This is a genomic window from Desertivibrio insolitus (genome assembly GCF_017355965.1).
In the GTDB taxonomy this organism is placed as follows: Bacteria; Actinomycetota; Actinomycetes; order Actinomycetales; family Microbacteriaceae; genus JAFIQW01.
In genome coordinates this window covers 100,938-124,233 of the sequence record NZ_JAFIQW010000005.1, presented here as the reverse complement: position 1 = coordinate 124,233, position 23,296 = coordinate 100,938, and the positions used below count along the sequence as shown (strand labels likewise).

The 23,296-nt window shown below is 71.4% G+C and carries 20 protein-coding genes and 2 tRNA genes; 9 read left to right on the top strand and 13 right to left on the bottom strand.

Going from position 1 to position 23,296, the window contains the following annotated elements; translation table 11 throughout:
- Positions 1-12 precede the first annotated feature (12 nt).
- From JUB10_RS12735 to JUB10_RS12725, 3 genes are all read left to right on the top strand, one after another.
- Positions 13-4,056, top strand: coding sequence for an endo-1,4-beta-xylanase (locus tag JUB10_RS12735; RefSeq protein WP_207457292.1), 4,044 nt, complete (start codon positions 13-15; stop codon positions 4,054-4,056).
- A gap of 5 nt (positions 4,057-4,061) precedes the next feature.
- A complete protein-coding gene (locus JUB10_RS12730) occupies positions 4,062-5,339 on the top strand; it encodes an endo-1,4-beta-xylanase (protein WP_374191705.1) in 1,278 nt (425 codons plus the stop codon).
- A gap of 86 nt (positions 5,340-5,425) precedes the next feature.
- Positions 5,426-7,459 (top strand): M3 family metallopeptidase, encoded by a 2,034-nt coding sequence (locus JUB10_RS12725; protein ID WP_207457288.1) that lies wholly within the window; start codon positions 5,426-5,428, stop codon positions 7,457-7,459.
- Positions 7,460-7,501: 42 nt separating this feature from the next.
- Here JUB10_RS12725 and JUB10_RS12720 read toward each other — a convergent pair whose 3' ends face one another.
- From JUB10_RS12720 to JUB10_RS12705, 4 genes are all read right to left on the bottom strand, one after another.
- Positions 7,502-8,545, bottom strand: a complete 1,044-nt coding sequence (locus JUB10_RS12720; protein WP_242682574.1) for an LLM class flavin-dependent oxidoreductase — start codon at positions 8,543-8,545, stop codon at positions 7,502-7,504.
- A 16-nt stretch (positions 8,546-8,561) separates the two neighbouring features.
- Positions 8,562-9,218, bottom strand: a complete 657-nt coding sequence (locus tag JUB10_RS12715; RefSeq protein WP_207457286.1) for a response regulator — start codon at positions 9,216-9,218, stop codon at positions 8,562-8,564.
- A 10-nt stretch (positions 9,219-9,228) separates the two neighbouring features.
- Positions 9,229-10,368, bottom strand: a complete 1,140-nt coding sequence (locus JUB10_RS12710) for a sensor histidine kinase (protein WP_374191704.1) — start codon at positions 10,366-10,368, stop codon at positions 9,229-9,231.
- Between the two features lie 382 nt (positions 10,369-10,750).
- Entirely contained in the window at positions 10,751-11,164 is a 414-nt protein-coding gene (locus JUB10_RS12705) for a hypothetical protein (RefSeq protein ID WP_207457282.1), read from the bottom strand.
- 100 nt (positions 11,165-11,264) lie between these two features.
- Between JUB10_RS12705 and JUB10_RS12700 the strand changes: the two genes are divergently transcribed.
- The 3 genes from JUB10_RS12700 to JUB10_RS12690 are packed head-to-tail and all read left to right on the top strand — an operon-like array spanning position 11,265 to position 13,922.
- Complete coding sequence (locus JUB10_RS12700; protein ID WP_207457279.1) at positions 11,265-11,933, top strand: GntR family transcriptional regulator; 669 nt, start codon at positions 11,265-11,267, stop codon at positions 11,931-11,933.
- Between the two features lie 33 nt (positions 11,934-11,966).
- Complete coding sequence (locus tag JUB10_RS12695; protein WP_207457277.1) at positions 11,967-12,977, top strand: 1-aminocyclopropane-1-carboxylate deaminase; 1,011 nt, start codon at positions 11,967-11,969, stop codon at positions 12,975-12,977.
- A 45-nt stretch (positions 12,978-13,022) separates the two neighbouring features.
- Entirely contained in the window at positions 13,023-13,922 is a 900-nt protein-coding gene (locus JUB10_RS12690) for a DMT family transporter (protein WP_207457275.1), read from the top strand.
- On the opposite strand, the gene JUB10_RS12685 is transcribed toward JUB10_RS12690, so the two are convergent.
- The 7 genes from JUB10_RS12685 to JUB10_RS12655 all read right to left on the bottom strand — a co-directional run bounded on the left by JUB10_RS12685 (position 13,919) and on the right by JUB10_RS12655 (position 20,481).
- A complete protein-coding gene (locus JUB10_RS12685; protein WP_207457274.1) occupies positions 13,919-15,304 on the bottom strand; it encodes a pyridoxal phosphate-dependent decarboxylase family protein in 1,386 nt (461 codons plus the stop codon). The two genes, JUB10_RS12690 and JUB10_RS12685, sit on opposite strands and share 4 nt — an antisense overlap.
- Positions 15,305-15,373: 69 nt before the next feature.
- A complete protein-coding gene (gene clpX, locus JUB10_RS12680) occupies positions 15,374-16,651 on the bottom strand; it encodes an ATP-dependent Clp protease ATP-binding subunit ClpX (protein ID WP_207457272.1) in 1,278 nt (425 codons plus the stop codon).
- 198 nt (positions 16,652-16,849) lie between these two features.
- A complete protein-coding gene (locus JUB10_RS12675) occupies positions 16,850-17,509 on the bottom strand; it encodes an ATP-dependent Clp protease proteolytic subunit (RefSeq protein ID WP_207457270.1) in 660 nt (219 codons plus the stop codon).
- Between the two features lie 28 nt (positions 17,510-17,537).
- The gene (locus tag JUB10_RS12670; RefSeq protein WP_207457268.1) at positions 17,538-18,125 is read right to left on the bottom strand and encodes an ATP-dependent Clp protease proteolytic subunit; all 588 of its coding nucleotides are present in this window, start codon (positions 18,123-18,125) and stop codon (positions 17,538-17,540) included.
- Positions 18,126-18,260: 135 nt separating this feature from the next.
- Positions 18,261-18,905 (bottom strand): spermidine/putrescine ABC transporter substrate-binding protein, encoded by a 645-nt coding sequence (locus tag JUB10_RS12665; RefSeq protein ID WP_207457266.1) that lies wholly within the window; start codon positions 18,903-18,905, stop codon positions 18,261-18,263.
- A 75-nt stretch (positions 18,906-18,980) separates the two neighbouring features.
- Positions 18,981-20,348 carry a trigger factor gene (tig, locus tag JUB10_RS12660; RefSeq protein ID WP_207457264.1) on the bottom strand — a complete coding sequence of 456 codons (1,368 nt, stop codon included), beginning with the start codon at positions 20,346-20,348 and terminating at the stop codon, positions 18,981-18,983.
- A gap of 57 nt (positions 20,349-20,405) precedes the next feature.
- Positions 20,406-20,481, bottom strand: a tRNA-Pro gene (locus tag JUB10_RS12655).
- A 107-nt stretch (positions 20,482-20,588) separates the two neighbouring features.
- Between JUB10_RS12655 and JUB10_RS12650 the strand changes: the two genes are divergently transcribed.
- From JUB10_RS12650 to JUB10_RS12640, 3 genes are all read left to right on the top strand, one after another.
- Positions 20,589-20,659: transfer RNA gene (locus tag JUB10_RS12650), tRNA-Gly, on the top strand.
- Positions 20,660-20,804: 145 nt separating this feature from the next.
- On the top strand, positions 20,805-21,815 hold the full coding sequence (locus tag JUB10_RS12645) for a helix-turn-helix transcriptional regulator (protein WP_207457262.1): 1,011 nt from the start codon (positions 20,805-20,807) through the stop codon (positions 21,813-21,815).
- Positions 21,816-21,917: 102 nt separating this feature from the next.
- Positions 21,918-22,193, top strand: coding sequence for a hypothetical protein (locus JUB10_RS12640; protein ID WP_207457261.1), 276 nt, complete (start codon positions 21,918-21,920; stop codon positions 22,191-22,193).
- Positions 22,194-22,205: 12 nt separating this feature from the next.
- On the opposite strand, the gene JUB10_RS12635 is transcribed toward JUB10_RS12640, so the two are convergent.
- Together JUB10_RS12635 and JUB10_RS12630 are read right to left on the bottom strand one after the other, a co-directional pair.
- On the bottom strand, positions 22,206-22,673 hold the full coding sequence (locus JUB10_RS12635; protein ID WP_207457259.1) for an NUDIX hydrolase: 468 nt from the start codon (positions 22,671-22,673) through the stop codon (positions 22,206-22,208).
- A 3-nt stretch (positions 22,674-22,676) separates the two neighbouring features.
- Complete coding sequence (locus JUB10_RS12630) at positions 22,677-23,255, bottom strand: TetR/AcrR family transcriptional regulator (protein WP_207457257.1); 579 nt, start codon at positions 23,253-23,255, stop codon at positions 22,677-22,679.
- Between the last annotated feature and the right edge of the window lie 41 nt (positions 23,256-23,296).

Here is a 23,296-nt window from a genome sequence, read left to right as displayed (position 1 = left end):
AGGAGCGATCACATGACACGTGTGCGAACACGTCTGAAGGCGTTGGGTGCGGGAGTCCTCGGAGCCGCACTGGCGATCGGCGCGCTGCCGACGCCCGCGGCCGCCGAAGTGACGACCGTCCTCGCAACCGACTTCGACGACAGCTCGTTCACCCCGTGGACCCAGAGCGGCGGCGCGAGCCTCTCGTTCATCGACGCCGACGGCGGCAAGGCGCTGCTCGTCTCGAACCGCACCGCCGACTACGACGGCATCAAGTCCCCCGCCGTGCTGCAGCCCGGCGGCCAGTACACGCTCTCGATGAGGGCGAAGCTCGCCGACGGCACAGCCGGCACCCAGTCCATCCGCTTCGTCACCGACCCCGGCTACGAGTGGGTCGGCGCCTCGACGATCGGCGCCGACGCCTGGACGACCATCAGCGGCACGTACACCGTGCCGACGGGCTCGGCGCCGCGCGCCGTCTACATCGGCACGGGCACGGCACCGGGCACCTTCAGCTACCTCGTCGACGACATCGTCATCACGGGCGACGCCGCCCCCGGCGGCGAAGCCCCCTGGACTCCGACCCCCGACCCCGGCTTCGTGAAGGGCGGCGCGGAGAACCCGACGCAGACGCCGGTCACGGCGTCGCGCGGAACGGGGAACGTCTCGGCGCTCACCTTCGACGACGGACCCAACCCCGGCGAGACCGAGGCGCTGCTCGACTACCTCGCGACGAACGACCTCACCGCGACCTTCTGCGTCATCGGGCAGAACATCACCGCCCCGGGCGGCACAGAGATCCTGAAGCGCATCGTCGCCGACGGCCACACCCTCTGCAACCACACCACGTCCTACGCGGACATGGGCTCGTGGACCCAGCCGGCGATCGAGGCGGACCTCAAGGAGAACCTGCGCATCATCCGCGCGGCGCTCGGCGACCCGAACGCGAAGGTGCCCTACTTCCGGGCGCCGAACGGCAGCTGGGGCAAGACGCCCGAGGTCGCCGTCGCACTCGGCATGCAGCCGCTCGGCGTCATCAACACGATCAACGACTGGGCCACGCAGGACGAGGCCGAGCTCACGCAGAACCTCCGCACCGCGATGAAGCCGGGGCAGCTCGTGCTCGCCCACGACGGCGGCGGCGACCGCACCGCGACGATCAACGCGGTGAAGACCGTGGTGAGCGAACGCCTCGCCGACGGGTGGACCTTCACCCTGCCGGTCGGCGGCGTCTCCGACGGTGCTCCCGCCGGGCCCGCCCTCGTGAGCGACTTCGAGGACGGCCTCGGCGGCTGGGTGCCCCGTGCCGACGCCGAGGGCGCGCCCACCGTCGCCGTCACGACCCAGGAGAAGCACAGCGGCGCGCAGTCCGCGCTCGTCAGCGGCCGCACGTCGCAGGGCGACGGCATCGGCATCGACGTCACGGGCCTCCTCCAGTCCGGTCAGACCTACGAGATCAGCGCCTGGGTCAAGATGGCCGCCGGCACCGCGTCCGACGACATCTGGCTCTCGATGCAGCGCACGAACGCCGGCAGCGACTCCTTCGACACGGTGGGCCAGTTCGCCGGTATCCCCACGTCGGAGTGGCGCCAGGTCACCGCGACCTACCAGCTGCCCGCCGCCGACCGCGCGTTCCTGTACTTCGAGACGGCCTACAACGGCGGCGGTCCGGACAGCTTCCTGATCGACGACGTCGTGATCGAGCGCCAGTCCCCCGCGACCGTCGAGCAGCTCACCCCGCTGAAGGACACGCTCGAGACCCCCGTCGGTGTCGCGATCGACACCCGCGAGACGACGGGCGCGCCCGCCGAACTGCTGACCCGGCACTTCGACCAGATCACGCCCGAGAACCACATGAAGCCGGAGGCCTGGTACTCGGCCGACGGCGTGTTCGGCATCCACCCCGAGGCGAAGGCCCTGATGGACTTCGCCCAAGCGGAGGGGCTCCGGATGTACGGACACACCCTCGTCTGGCACAGCCAGACCCCCGCGTGGTTCTTCGAGAACACCGCCGGTGAGCCGCTCACGTCGAGCGAGGCCGACAAGCAGGTGCTGCGTGAGCGCATGCGCACGCACATCTTCGACGTCGCGGAGGCGCTGAGCACCGGAGGCGGCTACGGCCTCTTCGGCAGCGACACCAACCCGCTCGTCGCGTTCGACGTGGTCAACGAGGTCATCTCGGACGGCCGCGAGGAGTCCGATGGGCTCCGCCGCAGCGAGTGGTACCGCATCCTCGGCGAGGAGTACATCGACCTGGCGTTCCAGTACGCCGACGAGGCCTTCAACGGCACGTACGCGGTCGAGGGCGCGAACAGGCCGATCACGCTGGCCATCAACGACTACAACACCGAGCAGGTCGGCAAGCGCGACCGGATGCACGCGCTCGTCGAGCGCGCGCTCGGTCGCGGGGTCCCGATCGACGCGGTCGGTCACCAGTTCCACGTGAGCCTCGCCACCCCGGTGCAGGCGCTCGAGGACGCGATCGTCGACTTCAAGGACCTGCCCGGCATCCGCCAGCTCGTCAGCGAGCTCGACGTCACGACCGGCACCCCGGTCACCGAGGCGCTGCTGATCGAGCAGGGCTACTACTACCGCGACGCCTTCCGCATCTTCCGGGAGCACGCGGACGAGCTGTTCTCGGTCACCGTGTGGGGCCTCACCGACGGCCGCAGCTGGCGCAACTCCTCCGGCGCGCCGCTGCTGTTCGACGACCGCCTGACCGGCAAGCCCGCGTACTACGGCGCCGTCGACGGCGAGCTGGCGGCTCCGCAGCGCACGGCCGTGGTGTTCCAGGGCGATGTGCCGCTCGGGGACGGTGCGACAGCGTCGCCCGAGTGGTCACGGCTCCCGCTGCACCGGATCGAGGACGCCGCGGCGTTCCAGCTGCGCTGGCAGCCGGATCACCTGACGGCCTTCGTGCGGGTGACGGATGCCTCGGCCGACGGCGTGCGCTTCACGGTGGGTGACGCGGAGCACACCGTCGCGAAGGACGGAGCCTCCGACGTCGACGCGACGGTCAGGGCGACCGACTCCGGCTGGGAGGTCGTGGCTCACCTGCCGCTGACCGCCGCGCTGGGCGACTCCGTGCAGTTCGACGTCGACGTGACGACCGGCGGCACCGCGGTGGGCTGGAACGCCGAGGGCGTCACCGGCACGCTGACGCTCGTCGAGCCCCTGTCCTTCACCGAGGTGCCCGAGGCCGCCGTCGCGCCCGCCGTCGACGGGACCGTCGACGCGGCGTGGGCCGCGGCGACGCCCGTGCGCACCGAGAAGCTCGTCTCGGGCGCTGCCGACGGCGCCGTGGCATCCGTCCGCACGCTGTGGAAGGGCGACACCCTCTACGTGCTCGCGGAGGTCGCGGACTCGACCCTTGACGCCTCGGGCTCCGACCCGTGGATCGAGGACTCGGTCGAGATCTTCCTCGACGCGGGCAACGTGAAGAACGGGCCGTACCGCTACGACGACACCCAGATCCGCATCAGCTACGAGAACGCGGTGTCGTTCGGCGTTGGCGACGAGGCGTTCCAGGAGGCCAGGCTGCAGAGCGCGACCGCGACCACCGCGGGCGGCTACCTCGTGGAGGCGGCCATCGACCTCGTCGACCAGGGCGGCCTCGGCACGTTCCACGGGTTGGACTTCCAGGTGAACGACGCGACCGCCGGTGCCCGCACCGCGATCCGCACCTGGGCCGACCCGACCGGGACCGGCTACCAGAGCACTGCCCGCTGGGGCGTCGCTCAGCTCGTCGCCCCCGCCGTCGAGCCCGACCCGGCGGTCGCCCTCACGGCCGGCAGCGTGCGGGCCGGCGACACCCTCCGCGTCGAGCTCACGGGCTACCGCCCGGGCAGCACGGCGACCGTCGTCCTCGCGGCCGACAAGGGCAAGTCGGGCGACGTCCGTCTCGGCGAGGTGACGGTCGGCGCCGACGGCACCGCGGTCCTCGAGGCCGTCGTGCCGAAGAACACCCGCACGGGCAAGTCGGTCGTCACGGTGACCGAGGGCGACCTCAGCGCCTCCGCGGAGGTCAAGGTGCTGCCCGCCAAGGGCAAGGACAAGGAACCAGGAAAGGGCAAGTGACAGACATCAGCACGCGAATCGAGACAGGTCTCGCCGAGCGGCGTCTCCCGGCATCCGTGATCGTCACGGATGCCGGGGGGCGCCCCCTCCCCGACCTCGAGGTCACGGTCGAGCAGACCCGCCACGATTTCGGCTTCGGCAACATCGGCTTCGACTTCATCCCGCTCGCGGCGGGCGACGACGCCGAGACGGCGGAGCGGGAACGCGAACAGTTCGGCGGCGCCTCGCACAGCCGGCTCGAGCAGCTCGCCGACCTGTGGCTCGACGTGTTCAACACGGCGACCCTGCCGTTCTACTGGGGGCGCTTCGAACCCGAGCGCGGCAAGCCGGACACCCGGCGGCTGCTCGCGACGGCGAAGTGGTTCCAGGAGAAGGGCGTCGCGCTCAAGGGGCATCCGCTCGTCTGGCACACGGTCACCGCACCGTGGCTGCTCGAGCTGCCGCTCGACGAGATCGAGCAGGTGCAGCGCGAGCGGATCCGGCGCGACGTCGCCGACTTCGCGGGCGTGATCGACACCTGGGACGCGATCAACGAGGTCGTGATCATGCCGGTGTTCGAGGCCGAGGACAACGGGATCACCCGCCTCGCGCACGACCGCGGGCGCATCGCGATGATCCGCATGGCGTTCGAGGAGGCCAGGGCCACCAACCCCTCCGCGACGCTGCTGCTGAACGACTTCGACCTCTCGAGCGCGTACGAGTGCCTGATCGAGGGGGTGCTCGAGGCCGGCATCCGGATCGACGCGCTCGGGCTGCAGACCCACATGCACCAGGGCTACTGGGGCGAGGACAAGATGCTCGCGATGGTCGACCGCTTCGCCCGGTACGGCCTGCCGCTGCACCTCACCGAGAGCACGCTGCTCTCGGGTCACCTGATGCCGCCGGAGATCGTCGACCTGAACGACTACCAGATCCCCTCCTGGCCCTCCACCGAGGAGGGCGAGGCGAGGCAGGCCGACGAGGTCGTGCGCCACTACCGCTCGCTCGTGTCGCACCCCGCGATCGAGGCGATCACGTACTGGGGCATCACCGACGACGGCGCCTGGCTCGGGGCGCCGGCGGGGCTCGTGCGCTCCGACGGCACTCCGAAGCCCGCCTACCACGCGCTGCGCGACCTGGTGAAGGGCGAGTGGTGGCTGGCGCCGACGACCCTGCGCACCGACGAGCAGGGGCGCATCTCGTTCAGCGGGTTCGCAGGCGACTACCGCGTCTCGCGCGGCGCGGAGTCGGCGGAGCTCAGCGTGCGGAAGGGCGACGACGAGCGCACGATCACGCTCGCGTGACCGGTCCGTGGGGGCGCGGCTCGGGCGCCGCGTCCCCACGATCGCTCCCGGAAAGCGCTCCGATGCCACGGCGTAGGCTTCCGCTCATGCCGGATGTCGTGAATCCCTTCTTCAGCCGCAGCCCCCTGCCCCACGAACTCCCGCCGTTCGCCGACATCCGCGACGAGCACTACGAGCCCGCGTTCGACCGCGGCTTCGAGGAGCAGCTCGTCGAGGTCGCCGCGATCACGGCGGATGCCGCGGAGCCGACCTTCGAGAACACGATCGAGCCCCTCGAGCGCAGCGGGCAGCTGCTGATGCGCGTGGCGCGGGTGTTCTTCAACAAGCAGGGGTCGGACTCGAACGCCGTGACCAACGAGCTCGAGGAGCGCATCGCGCCCCGGCTCACCGCCCACGAGGACGCCATCCGCCTCGACGGCAGGCTGTACGAGCGCATCTCGGCCCTGTACGAGCGGCGCGACTCGCTCGGGCTCACCCCCGAGCAGCGGTACCTCGTCGAGCGCCACCACACCGAGATGACCCTCGCGGGCGCCGGGCTGTCCGACGAGGAGAAGGCCCGCCTGCGCGACTACAACACGCGCCTCGCGACGTTGACCACCCGCTTCGAGAAGAACCTGCTCGCCGACACCAACGAACTCGCGGTCGTCGTCGACGACGTCGCCGAGCTCGACGGCCTCGGCGCCGGTGAGATCTCGGCCGCCGCCGAGGCGGCGAAGGAGCGCGGCCTCGAGGGCAGGTACCTCATCACGCTGACGCTCTTCACGGGGCATCCGTACCTCTCGCAGCTCACGAACCGCGACCTGCGCGAACGCATCATGACGGCGTCGCGGTCGCGCGGCTCCCGGGGCGGGCCGTACGACAACCGAGCGCTCGTGCTCGAGATCACGAAGCTGCGCGCCGAGCGCGCCCGCCTGCTCGGCTTCGAGTCGCACGCCGCGTACAAGACCGCCGACCAGACCGCCGGCACCCCCGCTGCGGTCGCCGAGATGCTCGGCCGGCTCGCTCCCCCGGCGGCCCGCAACGCCCGCAAGGAGCAGGAGGCGCTCGAGGAGGAGGCCGGCGTGCGCATCGAGGCGTGGGACTGGTCGTTCTACAGCGAGCGCGTGCGCACGCGGCTGTACGACGTCGACCTCGCGGCGATGCGCCCGTACTTCGAGGCGGAGCGCGTGCTGCGCGACGGCGTCTTCTTCGCCGCGACGAAGCTGTACGGCATCACCTTCGAGGAGCGCCCCGACCTCCTCGCCTACCATCCCGAGGCGCGCGTGTTCGAGGTGTCGAACGCGGACGGCTCGCCGCTCGGGCTCTACGTGCTCGACCTCTACACCCGCGACTCGAAGCGCGGCGGCGCGTGGATGAACGAGCTCGTCGGCCAGAACGAGCTGCTCGGCGTGCCGACGAGCGTCGTCGTCAACAACCTCAACGTGCCCAAGCCCTCGAGCGGGCCGACGCTGCTGACCTACGACGAGACCAACACGCTCTTCCACGAGTTCGGCCACGCGCTGCACGGCCTCTTCGCGCACGTCGTCTACCCGAAGTTCACGGGCACCAACGTCTACCGCGACTTCGTCGAGTTCCCGAGCCAGGTGAACGAGATGTGGATGCTCTGGCCCGAGGTGCTCGAGAACTACGCGGTGCACCACGAGACCGGCGAGCCGATGCCGGCCGAGCTCGTCGAGAAGCTGCAGGCGTCGAGCGCGTACAACGAGGGCTTCGCCACGAGCGAGTACCTCGCCGCGGCGCTGCTCGACCAGGCATGGCACGTGCTCTCGGCCGACGCCGCGGTCGACGACGTCGTCGCGTTCGAGGCTCAGGCGCTCGCCTCGGTCGGGCTCGACAACCCGGCCGTGCCCACGCGCTACTCCAGCACGTACTTCGCGCACACGTTCGCAGGCGGCTACGACGCCGGGTACTACTCCTACATCTGGAGCGAGGTGCTCGACGCCGACACTGTCGAGTGGTTCAAGGAGAACGGCGGGCTCACCCGCGCCAACGGCGACCGCTTCCGCGAGCTCGTGCTCGGTGTCGGCGGGGCGCGGAACCCGCTCGAGGCCTACCGCGAGTTCCGCGGCCGCGACGCGCGAATCGAGCCCCTGCTCGAGCGCCGCGGACTCACCGACTAGGCCGGTCGCGCCCGCGGACAGCGTGTCCGCGGGCGCACCCGGTCAGGAGCGGAGCGAGGCGACGGCCTCGAGGGTCGCGAGCTTCGACTCGAGCCCCGGACCCTGCGGCACGACGAGCAGCTCGTCGGCGCGGGTCTCCGTGAGCAGCTCGGTGAAGCGCCGCTCGACGTGCTCGAGGTCGCCGATCGCCTGCAGCGCGTGGCGTCGGGCGACGAACTCGCGTTCGGCGTCCGACCACGCGTAGGCCTCCGCCTCCTCGATCGTGGGGACGCGGGCGGGCAGCCCGCCGTAGCGGAGGCGCACCATCGTCAGGGCGTTGGGCAGGGCGAGACGCTCGGCGTCGGCGGCATCCGTGCCCACGACGGTCGCGACGGCGACCATGCTGCGGGGCTCGGTCATGACGACCGACGGGGTGAACGCGCGACGGTAGATGTCGAAGGCCGTCGCGGTGTTCTCGCCGCCGGCGAAGTGGTGCGCGAACGCGAACGGCAGGCCCATGGCGCCGGCGAGCCGCGCGCTGAAGTCGCTCGAACCGAGCAGCCAGAGCTGCGGGGAGTCGCCGAGGCCGGGGATCGCGGAGACGCGGTCCCCGATGCCGTTCTCGAGCGGCGGGATCGTGCCGAAGTACGCGAGCAGCTCGACGACCTGCTGCGGGAACTGATCGGCCGTCTCCCTGCCGGGCGCGCGGCGGAGGGCGGAGGCGGTGATGGGATCGGTGCCCGGCGCGCGACCGAGCCCGAGGTCGATGCGGTCGCCGTGCAGGGCGACGAGAGTGCCGAACTGCTCCGCGATCACGAGCGAGGCGTGGTTGGGCAGCATCACACCGCCGGATCCGACGCGGATGCGCTCGGTCGCCGCGGCGATCGCCCCGATGAGCACCGCGGGAGCGGAGCTCGCGATCGCGGGCATGCCGTGGTGCTCGGCGACCCAGAACCGCTCGTAGCCCAGCTCCTCGGCGCGTTTCGCGGTCGCGATCGTGTGGGCGAGCGCGTCGGCGTGGGTCGAGCCGGAGTAGACGGAGGCGAGGTCGAGGACGGAGAGCGGCGTGTTCATCGTCCAGGCGAACGCGCCGGCCCCGGCGCGCATTCCTCTCCCCCGCCGCTCACCGCTGCAGGAACGCCAGCACGGCGAGCACGCGGCGGTGCTCCGAGCCCGAGTCGACGAGCCGCAGCTTGGTGAAGATCGAGGCCACGTTCTTCTCCACCGCGCCGACGCCGATCATGAGCCGGGCCGCGATGGCGGAGTTCGAGCGCCCTTCGGCCATGAGGCCCAGCACGTCCCGTTCCCGCGGGGTGAGCGCCGTGAGCGGGTCACGGCGCGTCGCGATGAGCTCGCTCACGACCTGCGGGTCGAGCACCGTCCCGCCCGCCGCGACCCGGCGGATGGCGTCGCCGAGGTCGTCGAGCGCGACGATCCGGTCCTTGAGCAGGTAGCCGATGCCGCCCTCGCCGGACTCGAGGAGCTCGCGCGCGTAGGTCGCCTCGACGTACTGGCTCAGCAGCAGCAGGCCGAGGCGGGGGAACCGGCGCCGCAGCGCCCTCGCCGCCTGGATCCCCTCGTCGCGGAAGGTCGGCGGCATCCGCACGTCGAGGACGGCGACGTCGGGCGCGTGCCGTTCGACGGCGTCCTGGATGCCCGTCGCGTCCTCCAGCGCCGCGACGGGCACGAAGCCCGCCTCGCCGAGCACCCGGACGAGCCCTTCGCGGAGGAGCACCGAGTCCTCCGCGAGGATCACGCGGAGGGAGCTCGGTGCCGGCACGGATGCCACGCTAGCCGCCCAGCGGCAGCGGGATCGTGACCCTGGCGCTCGTCGGGCCGCCGACGGGGCTCGCGATCTCGAAGGCGCCGCCGAGGCCGCGCACGCGCTCGGCCAAACCGGTGAGGCCGTGCCCCTCGACGAACTGCGCTCCGCCCCGCCCGTCGTCCGCCACGGACAGCATCAGGGCCCGTCCGGGCTCGTCGACGACGTCGGCCGTGAGCCGGATCCGCCCGGCCTCGGCATGCTTGGCCGCGTTGGCGAGCAGCTTGGCGGCGACGAAGTACGCGCCGCGCTCCACCTCGGCGGGCAGCGGACCGGGGATCCGCACCTCGGTCTCGACCGTCCCGGGGGTGCGGGCGGCCAGCGCCTCGAGCGCGGCGGCGAGTCCGCGGTCGGCCAGCAGCGGCGGCGCGAAGCCCGTGATGAGCGCGCGCAGCTCGTCGGCGGTGTCGCGGGCGAGCACGAGCGACGAGTCGAGCAGCGCCCGGGCCGCGGCGGGCTCGGTGTCGAGCTGCCTGCTCGCCGCGGCGAGATCGAGCTGCAGGCGGAGCAGCCGTTGCTGCGGTCCGTCGTGGATGTCGCGCTCGAGGCGGCGGAGGCTGCGGTCCTCCGCGACGACGGCGGCGACCCGCGAGCTCTCCGTGCGGCTCAGCTCCTGACGGAGCTCCTCGTTGCGGAAGCGGCCGAGGAGCAGCCGGTCGATCCCCCAGTGCGTCCACACCAGGCCTCGGCTGACGAGCGGGTAGAGCGCGACGAGGCCGAGCCCGAGCGCCGTGAAACCGATGACGGTCGCCGTGGTCGTGCCGGCGTCGGCGCGCTCACCGAGGGTGACGATGTAGGCCATGAAGTTGCCGAGGTTCCACCCGCGGAGACGATCCGCTCCCGGTCCGACGGCGTCTCCGAAGGGCGCGAGGCCCGCCCAGAGCGGCGTGAGCGTCAGCATGACCGCGCTCGTCAGCCAGGTGAACCAGACGATGCTCGTGACGAGGGCGGTGAGCGGGAAGACGAGCGCCTGGTGCAGCGCGGCGAGCCAGTAGTGCGGCACGGCGAGCACCTGGAACGTCGCCGAGAAGAACGGCTTGCCGGCGTACGGCGGCTCAAGCACGGGCTCCTCGATCGCGGGGAGGCGGGTGAAGCGCATGCGCTGCAGCTCGAACCAGCCGGGCAGTGGGCGCCGAGCAGCACGAACGGCACGAGCAGCACCCCGACGAACACGAACACGAGGCCGGCCGCGAACGAGATCGCGGAGCTCAGCACGGTGAACACGACGAGGGCGAGCAATCCGGTCGGCGCGAGGTAGCCCAGCTCGCGCGGCACGTTGCGCCAGAGCTGCAGGTAGAAGCGGCCGGGCCCCGTGCGGGACCCGGTCTCGGTGGGAACGCTGGTCACGGGCAGCGCGTCGGTGGTCATGGCTCTTCTCCTTCGGAAGTGGACCATCTGAGCCTCCCCGGCCGCGCGCCTGCTCACCATGGTGCCGCCGGCCGAATCGTCGCGGGGGTTATCCCCCCTCTGCCGCTCGCCGCACGACGCCCTCAGGGCTCGGTGAACATGATGGCCGCTGCCGGGTCCGGGCACGAGGCCGCTCCCTCGCACCGGAGCGGAAGGCCGGCGATCGCGACGTATCCCTCTCCGGGCGACACGTCCGTCGGCACGTCGAACACGCCGCGCGCCGCGCCGTCCGAGCCCGTGATGTCGAGCCGGAAGGTGGCCGACGGCTCGGTGTCGCCGGGCAGGTACAGCTCGAGGGTGTACTGCTCGACCGTCACGTCGGAGCTGCAGGCGAGGCCCGCGATCGTCACCTCGACCTCGTCGCCCGGGGCGACCGCGGCCGGCGTCACGACCGGGTCGTCGACCTCGCAGCCGGATGCCTCGGGGGCGCACCCCACGAGCGCGGTCAGCACCACCGGTGCGAGCAGGAGCCCCGCTCGCGTCGCCCCCGCTCCCATAGGCGTTCGACGGTAGCAGCCCGTACCCGGCGTCGGCTGCGCGAGCGCATTAGCGAGCGTCGGCTTGACAAGCGGGTGGACTTCCGCTCCGATATATCGCATGCCGGTTCCCTCGCTCCGTGGCGTGCACCGCCGCGGGCTGCTCCGCGACGACGTTCACGCGAGCCTCCGCGCGGCGATCGTCGACGGCACCCTCGCACCCGGCGAGCGCCTGCGCGACGCCGAGCTCGCGGAGTGGCTCGGGGTCAGCCGCACGCCCATCCGCGAAGCGCTGCTCCGGCTCGAACGCGCCGGCCTCGTCGTCACCCTGCCTGGGCGCTCGACGACGGTCGCTCCCATCGACCACCGCGATCTGATGGACGCCCAGGACGTCGCCTCCTCGCTGCACGAGCTCGCGGTGCGGCTCGCCGTGCCGCACCTCTCCTCGGAAGAGCTCGACGAGATGCGCGCGGCGAACCGGGACTTCGCGGACGCCCTGGACAGGTCGGACGCCGACGCCGCCCTCTCCGCCGACGACCGCTTCCACGCCGTCGCGGTCGCCGCCTGCGGAAACGCGCTCGTGCAGGAGCTGCTCGACCAGGTCACGCCCAAGCTCCGCCGCGTGGAGCGGTTGCGGTTCTCCTCGCTCGCCGGCCGGTCCTCGGTCGCCCAGCACGACCGCATCGTCGCCCTCGCGTCCGCCGGCGACGTCGACGGCGCCGCCGCGGCCGCACGCGAGAACTGGCAGACGCTCGGGCGCATGCTCCCCCTCGAACCCGACCAGCACTGACCACCTTCCCCATCCCCTCTCGACAGGACCTCCATGCCGCTCAGCGACTTCCCCCGCTTCCCCTTGACCTTCGGCCCGAGCCCGGTGCATCCGCTCGACCGGCTGAGCGACCACCTCGGCGGCGCCCGCATCTGGGCCAAGCGCGAGGACGTCAACAGCGGGCTCGCCTTCGGCGGCAACAAGACCCGCAAGCTCGAGTACCTGGTGCCCGACGCCATCGCGCAGGGCGCCGACACCCTCGTCTCGATCGGCGGCTACCAGTCGAACCACACGCGTCAGGTGGCCGCCGTCGCGGCGAAGCTCGGCATGAAGGCCGTCCTCGTGCAGGAGAACTGGGTGGACTGGCCCGACCCGCTGAGCGACCGCGTCGGCAACATCCAGCTCTCGCGCATCATGGGCGCCGACGTGCGACTCGATCCCGCGGGCTTCGGCATCGGCTTCAAGCCGAGCTGGGAGCAGGCCCTCGACGACGTGCGCGCCGCGGGCGGCACGCCCTACGCGATCCCGGCAGGCGCGTCCGACCACCGCCTCGGCGGTCTCGGCTTCGCCAACTGGGCCTACGAGGTCGAGCAGCAGGAACGCGAGCTCGGGGTCTTCTTCGACACGATCGTGGTCTGCAGCGTCACCGGCTCGACACACGCCGGGATGATCGCGGGCTTCGCCGGTCAGGACCGCCCGCGCCGGGTCATCGGCATCGACGCCTCCGCCAAGATCGACGAGACCCGCGATCAGGTGGCGCGGATCGCGCGCCGCACGGCCGCACTGCTCGAGCTCGACCGCGAGCTGACCGACGAGGAGATCGTCGTGGTCGAGGGCTGGGCCGGAGACCTCTACGGCGTGCCCGTCGAGTCGACCCTCGAGGCGATCCGCCTCAGCGGCCGCCTCGAGGGCATGATCATCGACCCCGTGTACGAGGGCAAGTCGATGGCCGGGCTCGTCGACCTCGTGACGAGCGGCGAGATCTCCCGCGACAGCACGGTGCTCTACGCGCACCTCGGCGGGCAGCTCGCCCTCAACGCCTACAGCGGCCTCTTCCGCGGGTGAGTCCTTCGCACGATCGCTAGGCTCGAACGAGTGCGGGAACGGCGGATGTCACGGGGTCTCGCCGTCCTCAGCCTCGTCGGCGCGACGGCGCTGTGGGCCGGCAACTACGTCGTCGGCGAGCAGGCGGTGAAGACAGTCGACCCGATCGACCTCACCGCGATGCGCTGGACCCTCTCGGTCGTGCCCCTGCTCGTGCTCGCGCAGCTGATCGAGAAGCCCGACTGGCGCGCGGCGCTGCGGCAGTGGCCCCTGCTGCTCGTGCTCGGGCTCAGCGGGATGGCCGGCTACAACCTCTCGCTGTACGAGGCGCTGCGCCACACCACGGCCGTCAGCGCCTCGCTCATCAACTCGGTCAACCCGGCCCTCATCACGCTCGCGGCCGCGGTCGTGCTGCGCGAGGCGGTCGGGTGGCGCGGCGTGCTCGGCATGGTGCTCGGCTTCGCCGGGGTCGTGCTCGTCATCTCGAAGGGGTCGCTCGACGCGCTGCTGTCGCTCGACTTCAACGTCGGCGACCTCCTCATGCTCGTCGCGATCGTCGCGTGGACGATCTACACCGTGCTGCAGCATCGGGCGAAGGTGCCGCCCGTGACGGCGACGGCCATCCAGGCCACGGGCAGCGCCCTCGTGATGCTGCCGCTCGCCGCGGTCACCGGTTTCACCCTGCCGCAGAGCGCATCGGCCGTGGCATCCGTGCTCTTCATCGGGCTCGTCGTCTCGGCCGCGTCGTACGTGCTGTGGAACCTGGGGGTCTCCGCGCTGCCGAAGTCGCTGTCGGGGGTCTTCCTCAACCTGATCACGGTGTTCACGGTCGTCGCGAGCATCGCGCTCGGCACGACGATCGGGCTCCCCGAGCTCGTCGGCGGCGTCATCGTGCTCGCCGGTGTCGTGCTGACGACGCTCGACCGGGCGACGGCGCGGCGCGCGAAGGCGCCGGTCGAGGTCTAGCCGGCGGCCGCCCGGGCCACCGTGTCGACGGTCTCCTCGACCTCCCGGGGCCCGGTGCGCCAGGAGCTGACGGAGAAGCGGATGACGGCGACGCCGTGCCACACGCTCGCCGAGGGCATCACGCGGCCTTCGGCGAGGATCCGGTCGAACACCGCTCGGGTGCGCTCGTCGTCGTCGAATGCGACGCTCACCTGCGTGTAGACGACGTCGTTGAGCACTCGCGCCCCGGGAATCCCGCCGAGCCCGGCGGCGAGCTCCTGCGCACTCCGGACGAGGCGCGCGACCAGCTCACGCACGCCGTCGGCACCGAGCGAGGCGATCGCCGCCCACACCGGCACTCCGCGCGCCCGCCGGCTCAGCTCGGGCACGCGCTCGTAGGGGTCGACCGCGGAGGAGGTCAGCAGGTACGCGGCGTGCACGCTCATGGCCCGTTGCAGGGCCGCGGCGTCGGCGACGACGGCGATGCCGGAGTCGTAGGGCACGTTGAGCGTCTTGTGGGCGTCGGTCGCCCAGGAGTCGGCCGACGCCAGGCCGTTCGTGAGGTGGGCGAGGTCGGGCACGGCGGCGGCCCACAGCCCGAAGGCGCCGTCGACGTGCACCCATGCCCCCGCTGCGTGCGCGATCTTGCAGGCACCCGCGAACGGATCGAAGGCGCCGGAGTGGATGTCACCGGCCTGCAGGCACACGATCGTCGGGCCTCCGCCCTCGCGCACCCTCCGGTCGAGCTCCTCGGCGTCGAGCCTCCCCTGGTCGTCGGCCGGCACGATCTCCGGCATCCCGAGCCCGAGGTAGCGCAACGCGAGATCGACCGAGCTGTGCCGGGAGGCGCCGGCGAGCACCCGCACCCTCGGCCCGCCGGCCAGTCCCTCGCCGAGGTCGTCCCAGCCGGCCCGGGAGAGCACCGCGTGCCGGGCGGCGGCGAGAGCGGTGAAGTTCGCGGTCGTCGCCCCCGTGGTGAACCCGACACCGGACTCTGGCGGCAGTCCGAGGATCTCCAGCAGCCAGGCCGCGGCGACCTCCTCGACGGCGACGACGCCGGGTGTCGCGTCACGCATGCCCGCGTTCTGATCCCACGCGCTCACGAGCCAGTCGGCGGCGAGGGCCGCGGGAAGGGAGCCGCCCATCACCCAGCCGTAGAAGCGACCGGACCCGCTCGCCATGAGGCCGGGCTCGACCGCCGCGGCGAGACGATCGATCACCAGCTCCGGGGGTTCGCCGTGCCGGGGTAGCTCGGGCCCGAGCGCTGCCGCGACGCTCGCCGGGGTACCCGCGGCGGGAACGCGGCGCTCCTCGAGCGCGGCGAGCCAGGCACGCGCGCGCGACGCCGCGCGGTCGAGAGCGTCCTCGACCGCCGCTGCCTCCGTTGCACCGGGCTCGGCCACGGCTCGATGCTCGTCCTCGTCGGAACGGGCGTCAAGGGAGTCGACGGACGCGAACGGTGCGCGTCCGGGTCAGGCGCTCTTCTCCTGGCGGCGGGTGGTGCGCGGCACGATCGTCGGGGCCGCGTTCTCGAGCACGGCCTCGCGCGTCACGACGACCGTGGCGACCTCGTCGCTCGAGGGCACGTCGAACATGATCGGCCCGAGCACCTCCTCCATGATCGCGCGGAGACCGCGCGCGCCCGTCTGGCGGAGCACGGCGAGGTCGGCGATCGCCTCGAGGGCGTCCTGCTCGAACTCGAGGGTCACGCCGTCGAGCTCGAACATGCGCTGGTACTGGCGCACGAGCGCGTTCTTCGGCGTCGTGAGGATCTCCATGAGCGCGCGCTGGTCGAGCGGCGTGACCGTGGTGACGACGGGCAGACGACCGATGAACTCGGGGATGAGCCCGAACTTGTGCAGGTCCTCCGGCAGCACCTCGCTGAAGAGGGTCTTGTCGTCGAGCTTCGAGTGCAGCGGTGCGCCGAAGCCGATGCCGCGCTTGCCCGCCCGCTGGCTGATGATGTCCTCGAGCCCCGCGAACGCGCCGGCGACGATGAACAGCACGTTCGTCGTGTCGATCTGGATGAACTCCTGGTGCGGGTGCTTGCGCCCGCCCTGCGGCGGCACCGAGGCGACCGTGCCCTCGAGGATCTTCAGCAGCGCCTGCTGCACACCCTCGCCCGACACGTCGCGCGTGATCGAGGGGTTCTCGGCCTTGCGGGCGATCTTGTCGACCTCGTCGATGTAGATGATGCCGGTCTCGGCCCGCTTGACGTCGTAGTCGGCGGCCTGGATGAGCTTGAGGAGGATGTTCTCGACGTCCTCACCGACGTAGCCCGCCTCGGTGAGCGCCGTCGCGTCGGCGACGGCGAAGGGCACGTTGAGCCTCTTGGCGAGCGTCTGCGCGAGATACGTCTTGCCGCACCCGGTCGGGCCGATGAGCAGGATGTTGCTCTTGGCGATCTCGACGTCGTCGATCACGGCGTCGGCGGCCTGGATGGTGTTGCGGGCGCGGATGCGCTTGTAGTGGTTGTAGACCGCCACCGACAGCGCACGCTTGGCGGCCTCCTGGCCGATCACGTACTCCTCGAGGAAGGCGTAGATCTCCTTGGGCTTCGGCAGGTCGAACTCGCCCGAGGGCTCCTCCCCCGCCTCGGCCAGCCGCTCCTCGATGATCTCGTTGCACAGCTCGACGCACTCGTCGCAGATGTACACACCGGGGCCGGCGATGAGCTGCTGAACCTGCTTCTGGCTCTTGCCGCAGAAGGAGCACTTGAGAAGGTCGGCGCTCTCCCCGATCCGTGCCATCCCTGTCTCCCTTGAATCGCGATTCGGCTGGGTGAACAAGAGCCTAACCCGAGCAGCGGACACGGGCGGGAGTGCGCGCGTGTCGCGTCGCTTCCGCTCTCAACGAACGTTACAGGGGCCGCAGCTTTCCGACGACCCCTCGAACGCGGAACGGCCCCGACCCGCTGCGTGCGGATCGGGGCCGTTCGTCGGGTGGTTCTAGCGCGCGGCGAGCGCGAGGCTCTTGCGGCTGGAGAGCACCTGGTCGATGAGGCCGTACTCGAGGGCCTCCTGCGCCGACAGGATCTTGTCGCGCTCGATGTCCTCGTTGACCTGCTCGACCGAGCGGTTCGAGTGACGCGAGAGCGTCTCCTCGAGCCAGGTGCGCATGCGCAGCACCTCGCGGGCCTGGATCTCGATGTCCGAGGCCTGGCCGCGGCCGGCGTCACCGGTGGCGGGCTGGTGGATGAGGATGCGCGCGTTCGGCAGGGCGAGGCGCTTTCCGGGGGTCCCGCCCGCGGTGAGCACAGCGGCGGCCGAGGCGGCCTGGCCGAGCACGACCGTCTGGATCTCCGGGCGGATGTACTGCATCGTGTCGTAGATCGCCGTCATCGCGGTGAACGAGCCACCGGGCGAGTTGATGTACATGACGATGTCGCGGTCGGGGTCCTGGCTCTCGAGCACGAGCAGCTGCGCCATGATGTCGTCGGCCGACGCGTCGTCGACCTGAACGCCGAGGAAGATGATGCGGTCCTCGAAGAGCTTGGCGTAGGGGTCCTGGCGCTTGTAGCCGTAGGCGGTGCGCTCCTCGAAGCTCGGCAGGATGTAGCGCGAGCTCGGCATCATGCCGGCGGTGCCACCGAAGGTGGGGGTCTCCATGGTGTCTGTCTCTCTTCTCGTCCGGTGACTAGCTCTGGTCGGTGCCGCCGCCGCCGCTGACATCCGCAGCGGACTGGCGGATGTGGTCGACGAAGCCGTACTCGAGAGCCTCCTGCGCGTTGAACCAGCGGTCGCGGTCGCCGTCGCGGTTGACCTGCTCGACCGTCTTGCCGGTCTGCGCCGCCGTGATCTCGGCGAGGCGGTTCTTCATGTCGATGATGAGCTGCGCCTGGGTCTGGATGTCGGAGGAGGTGCCACCGAAGCCACCGTGCGGCTGGTGCAGGAGCACCCGGGCGTTCGGGGTGATGTAGCGCTTGCCCTTGGTGCCGGCGGTGAGCAGCAGCTGACCCATCGAGGCGGCCATGCCGATCCCGACGGTGACGATGTCGTTCGGCACGAACTGCATGGTGTCGTAGATCGCCATGCCGGCCGTGATCGAGCCACCGGGCGAGTTGATGTAGAGGTAGATGTCCTTCTCGGAGTCCTCCGCCGCGAGCAGCAGGAGCTTCGCTGCGATCTCGTTCGCGTTGTCGTCCCGCACCTCGGAGCCCAGCCAGATGATGCGGTCCCTCAGCAGTCGGTCAAAAACACTGGGTTGCAGTGTCGGTTCGGCCATCGGTGATGCTCCATTCAGTTATTGCCTGCACCCGAATCTAGCGGGGCGACTTCGGCGATTCCGTGCTGTTCGCCCTGGGCAGAGCCGCGGCGCGGAGCGGTGCCACGGGTCATCCGCACCCGCTCGTCGCGCCCCTCAGGCGCGGAAGTCCGGAGGCAGCAGCCCGAGGTCGAGCTCGGCCATCATGGCGTCGAGCTGGGGGGCGACGACGAGCCGCAGACCCTCGTCGATGCGCCCCCGGTGGTCGACCAGCGCGAGGCACGCGGCGCGGCCGACGGCGGCGGCGCGGTCGTCGGCGAGGGCGATCTCGAGGCGCAGCCGCTCCCGGTCGGTGACGGGCGGGGGCACGGATGCCTCGGCGTCGCGCGCCTCCTCCTCCGCGAGACCCGCCAGCGTGAACAGGTACGGCTCGCCCGGCACGGGCTCGGGGTCGACGCCGAGTCCCTCGAACTCGTGGTCGAGGCCCTCCTCGGGGCGGTAGGGGCGGGTGGCGCGCTTCTGCGCCTCGCTCCGCTCGAGCTCGGCGTGCAGAAGGGGGAGCTCGGCCCCGGTGTAGGCGTCGACCTCGTCGTCGACGATCGCGTGGATGCGGCTGACGAGCGTGTGCTGCACCTTGTGCGGCGCCTCGCCGAGACCGGCCGCCGCGACGACGGGCGAGCCGAGGCACTTGCGGCACACGCGCCCGGCGTTGCGGGCGGTCGACGGAGTCCAGCGCGGCAGCCACGCGAGCCACGCCTCGACCGCGGCGTCGACGCGCGCGCCGATGTCCCCGTCCGGCATGACAGCCAACCTACCGATCCCTCGATACGACACGGGCCCGCAGCGGCGATGCGCTGCGGGCCCGTGTCATCCGTTCTACTTCGAGTCGGACTTCGCGTCGGTCTCGAGGGGCTGGTCGGCGACCTCCTCGATGTCGACGTCGTCCTCGTCGGCCTCGGCCGAGGTCACCATCGAGGTGAGCGCCGAGACGTCGACCGGGTTGCCGGAGCCGTCGACGACCTTCGCCTTCGACAGCACGGTCGCGAGCGCCTTGGAGCGGGCGACCTCGCCGACCATGGCGGGGATCTGACCGTTCTGGTCGAGCAGCTGGATGAACTCGCCCGGCTGCATGCCGTACTGGGCCGCACCCTGCACGAGGTAGCTCGTGAGCTCGTCCTGGCTGACCTTGACCTCCTCCTTCTCCGCGATCGCGTCGAGGAGGATCTGGCTGCGGAAGGTCTTCTCGCTCGACTCGGCGACCTCGGCACGGTGCTCGTCGTCCTCGAGGCGGCCCTCCTGCTCGAGGTGGCGGTGCACCTCGTCGTCGATGAGCGACTGCGGCACGGGGATCTCGACCTGCTCGAGGAGCTTCTCGACGACCATGTCGCGGGCCTGCGCGCCCTGGCCGAACGACTTCGACTTCGCGACCTGCTCGCGCAGGTCGGCCTTGAGCTCGTCGAGGGTGTCGAACTGGCTCGCGATCTGCGCGAACTCGTCGTCGGCCTCGGGCAGCTCGCGCTCCTTGACGCTCTGCACCGTGACGGTGATCTCGGCCGTCTCGCCCTGGTGCTCGCCACCGAGCAGGGTCGACTCGAAGGTCGTGGTCTCACCGGCGGTCAGCGACTCGAGCGCCTCGTCGATGCCCTCGAGCAGCTCACCCGAGCCGAGCTCGTAGCTGATGCCGTTGGCGGTGTCGACCTCTTCGCCGTTCACCTTGGCGACGAGGTCGATCTGCACGAAGTCGCCGGTCTTGGCGGGGCGCTCGACCGTGGTGAGCGTGCCGAAGCGCGTGCGCAGGTTCTGCAGCTCGGTGTCGATCTCCTCGTCGGTGATCTCCGCGTCGTCGACGACGAGCTCGAGGCCGTCGTAGTCGGGAAGCTCGATGTCGGGACGCACGTCGACCTCGACCTCGACCGTGAGGTCGCCCGACCAGTCCTTCGTGTCGGGCCAGGCGGTCACGTCGGCCGAGGGGCGGCCCAGCGGGCGCAGCTTCTCCTCGGTGACGGCGTCGCGGTAGAACTTGTCGAGGCCCTCGCTGACCGCGTGGTTCAGCACCTCGGCACGGCCGACGCGCTGATCGATGATCGGCGCCGGGACCCGGCCCTTACGGAAGCCGGGGATCGTCACCTGCTCCGCGATGTGCTTGTAGGCGTGGTCGATGCTCGGCTTGAGCTCCTCGGGGCTGACGGCGATGTTGAGCTTCACGCGCGTGGGGCTGAGCTTCTCGACCGTGGTCTTGACCAATGTGGGGTTCTCCTGAATTCGTGCGCCCGACGGGGCGCGTCGTTGTCGGCGCGGGTCTGGTCGGGGCGACAGGACTCGAACCTGCGATCTCCTGCTCCCAAAGCAGGCGCGCTAGCCACTGCGCTACGCCCCGGTGCCGGTTCGACGATTGACCGCCCGCAAGTCTAGCCGGATGCAGCGGGGGCACCGGCCCGGATGGGTTACGATTGCCAGGTTGCCAGGCCCCGCGGGGCCGAGCTCGGGGACGTAGCTCAATGGTAGAGCCTCAGTCTTCCAAACTGATGGTGCGGGTTCGATTCCCGTCGTCCCCTCTCCGGTTCCTCCCCTCGCCTGCCGTTCTCGGCGTCGACTCCCTCCGCCGATCCCGCCTGGCGTCGAGGCAGACGCCGGACGGATGGGTACAGACGGAATACCCGGCGGCTCGCGCGGCTTCTTCTCCGCGAGGACGACAAGCGGGTGGAAGGGGCTCCCTCGACGGTGACGGGATCGGCGCAGGACCTGCCGGAGCGGCAGCGCGTCCGCCTCGAGGCCGAGGGGCGCGACAACGATCAGGCGCGCAGCACCCTCTCGTCGTTCTACGACGGGTCCGAATGGTCGACGCATCCCACCGGCGCCTCCTACTTCTATCGATACGCCGCCGTGGGGGACGCGACGATGACCCTCCGCACGTCCGAGATGCGGGGCTACATCGAGGGCGACATCCCGCCCGGCGACGACTTCATCGTGCAGTGGCTCACCGAGGGGTCCGCCGTCGTCGACCTCCGGCGCGACGAGATCCCGCTCACCGTCGGCCGTCCGCAGCTCTTCCCCGCGCACCGTCCGTTCGTCTTCGGCTTCACCGACTACCGGCAGAAGCTCGTGCACCTGGGCCGGCAGCGTGTGCGCAGCGTGGCCGCCGAGCGCACGGGCGGCGAGGCATCCGGTGTGCGGTTCGACCACACCGCGAGCCCCTCCGACGCGGCGATCGCCCTGTGGCACGACTCGGTCGCGCTCGCCTCGCGCGCGCTCGCCCGCGGCGACGAGCTCTCCCCGCTGCTCTGGCACGAGCTCTCGCGCATGGTGACGGTGGCCTTCCTCGAGCTGTACCCGTCGCACACGGCGGAGCTGCCGCCGGCGCTGCTGGCCCCTCGGCACGCGCGCATCCGCGCGGTCGTCGAGCACATCCACGAGCACGCGCATCTGCCGCTCACCCCGACCGAGCTTGCCGAAGTGGCGGGGCTCAGCGTCCGCGCGCTGCAGGACGCCTTCCAGCGCACCCTGGGGATGCCGCCCATGGCCTACCTGCGCCAGGTACGGCTCGACCGGGCGCACGCCGAGCTCGCCGCCGCCGACCCAGCGGGCGCGAGCGTGGCCGAGGTGGCCAGACGCTGGGGCTTCGCCCACCTGGGGCGCTTCTCCGCCTACTACTCCGAACGGTTCGGGGTGCCCCCGGGCGAGACCCTCCGCAGCGCCCGGCTGTCCGCCTGACGCGAACTCGATCCGGCCGCCGCGCTTCCCGGACAGGGGGGCCGTGGATCGCCTGAATGCTGCTTACGGTACTGGCGCCTGACCAGTGAAGGGGGAGCATCGGTGCCGACTCACGAATCCACCGCCGAGCCCGCCGTCGGCACGTGCCGCGGCGAGGACCTGGTCGATTTCCAGACGATGGTCGACCGCCTCGCCCTCGCCTTCCCCGGCATGAGCCGCGCGGCGATCGAGGATGCCGCCCGCGTCGAGCACGAGGTGCGCTACGGATGCTTCGTCGCGGTGCCCCGCGACCTCGAGGACGGCGTCAGCGAGGTGCTCGCACTGCTGAGCAGCGCCGGGCTCCGCTCCCGGCAGGAGCCCGGGCTCGACCTCGACTGAGCCGCTCCCCCGTCAGCGCTCGAAGCGCGTCTCCGGCCCGGCCGAGAGGGCCACGTCGATCCGGGCGCGCATGTCGGCCGAGAGCTCCGGCAGCGCGTCGACCGGGAACCAGGCGGCATCCGTGTTCTCGCCGTCGGCGGGCGACGGGGTGCCGGAGACGTAGCGCAGCCGGAACGCGAGATCGAGGTAGCGGGCGCGGTCGCCGTTGCCGTACGTCATCGGCGGCAGCGAGTGCACCCAGGCGAGCCGCTCTGCCACCGCGACGACGTCCGCCTCCTCGAGCACCTCGCGCTCGGCGGCGACGGCGGGCTCCTCCCCCGGGTCGACGATGCCGGTGACCGGCGTCCAGGCGCCCGTGTCCGACCGGCGGACGAGCAGCACCCGGTCGCCGTCGACGACGACCGCCGTGACACCCGTCATCCAGAGCTCGTCGGTGCCGACCTTCTCGCGGAGGGCGAGGACGAACTCGGGGGTGGGCACGGGTCAGTGCATCCAGGCCGGGATCGTCGCGTGCAGCGTGCGCGCGATGTCCTCCGCCGAGCCCTCGACCTGGCCGGTGAGCCAGAGGTTCAGCAGGCCGGTCGCGCCCTGCGCGGCGACGAGCGCCGCGGCGGCCAGATCGACCCCCTGGGGCACCCGGGCGGGGTCGATGGCCTGGGCGATCGACGCGGCGTAGCTCGAGGCGGCGCCGTTGTGCGACTGCAGCGTGATCGGCAGCGCGAGGCAGGCGGTGTAGAGCGCGCGCTCGTCCTCGTAGTGGCGCACGAGGCGCTCCCACCGGGTGGCCTCCTCGTCACTCGTGACGATGTCACCGGCGGCGAGGCCGAAGATGTAGCGGGCGAGCTCGTCGAGGCTCGCGAAGTGGGAGTAGAAGGAGCTCTGGCTGATGCCGGCGGAGCGGACGATGTCGGCCACGCTGATCGTGGAGCGGCCCTCGGCGGCCAGCTGGTGCACGGCGTCGACGATCGCGGCGCGGGTGCGTACGACGCGCGGATCCTTCGACGCCTGCAGCGTCTTGCGGAGCTCCGCGTTCTGCCCCGAGCGGGGGATGTCCTGGCTCACTGTCCGAGAGTATCCAGCGGATCCCTCTTTCCCAAGTAGCA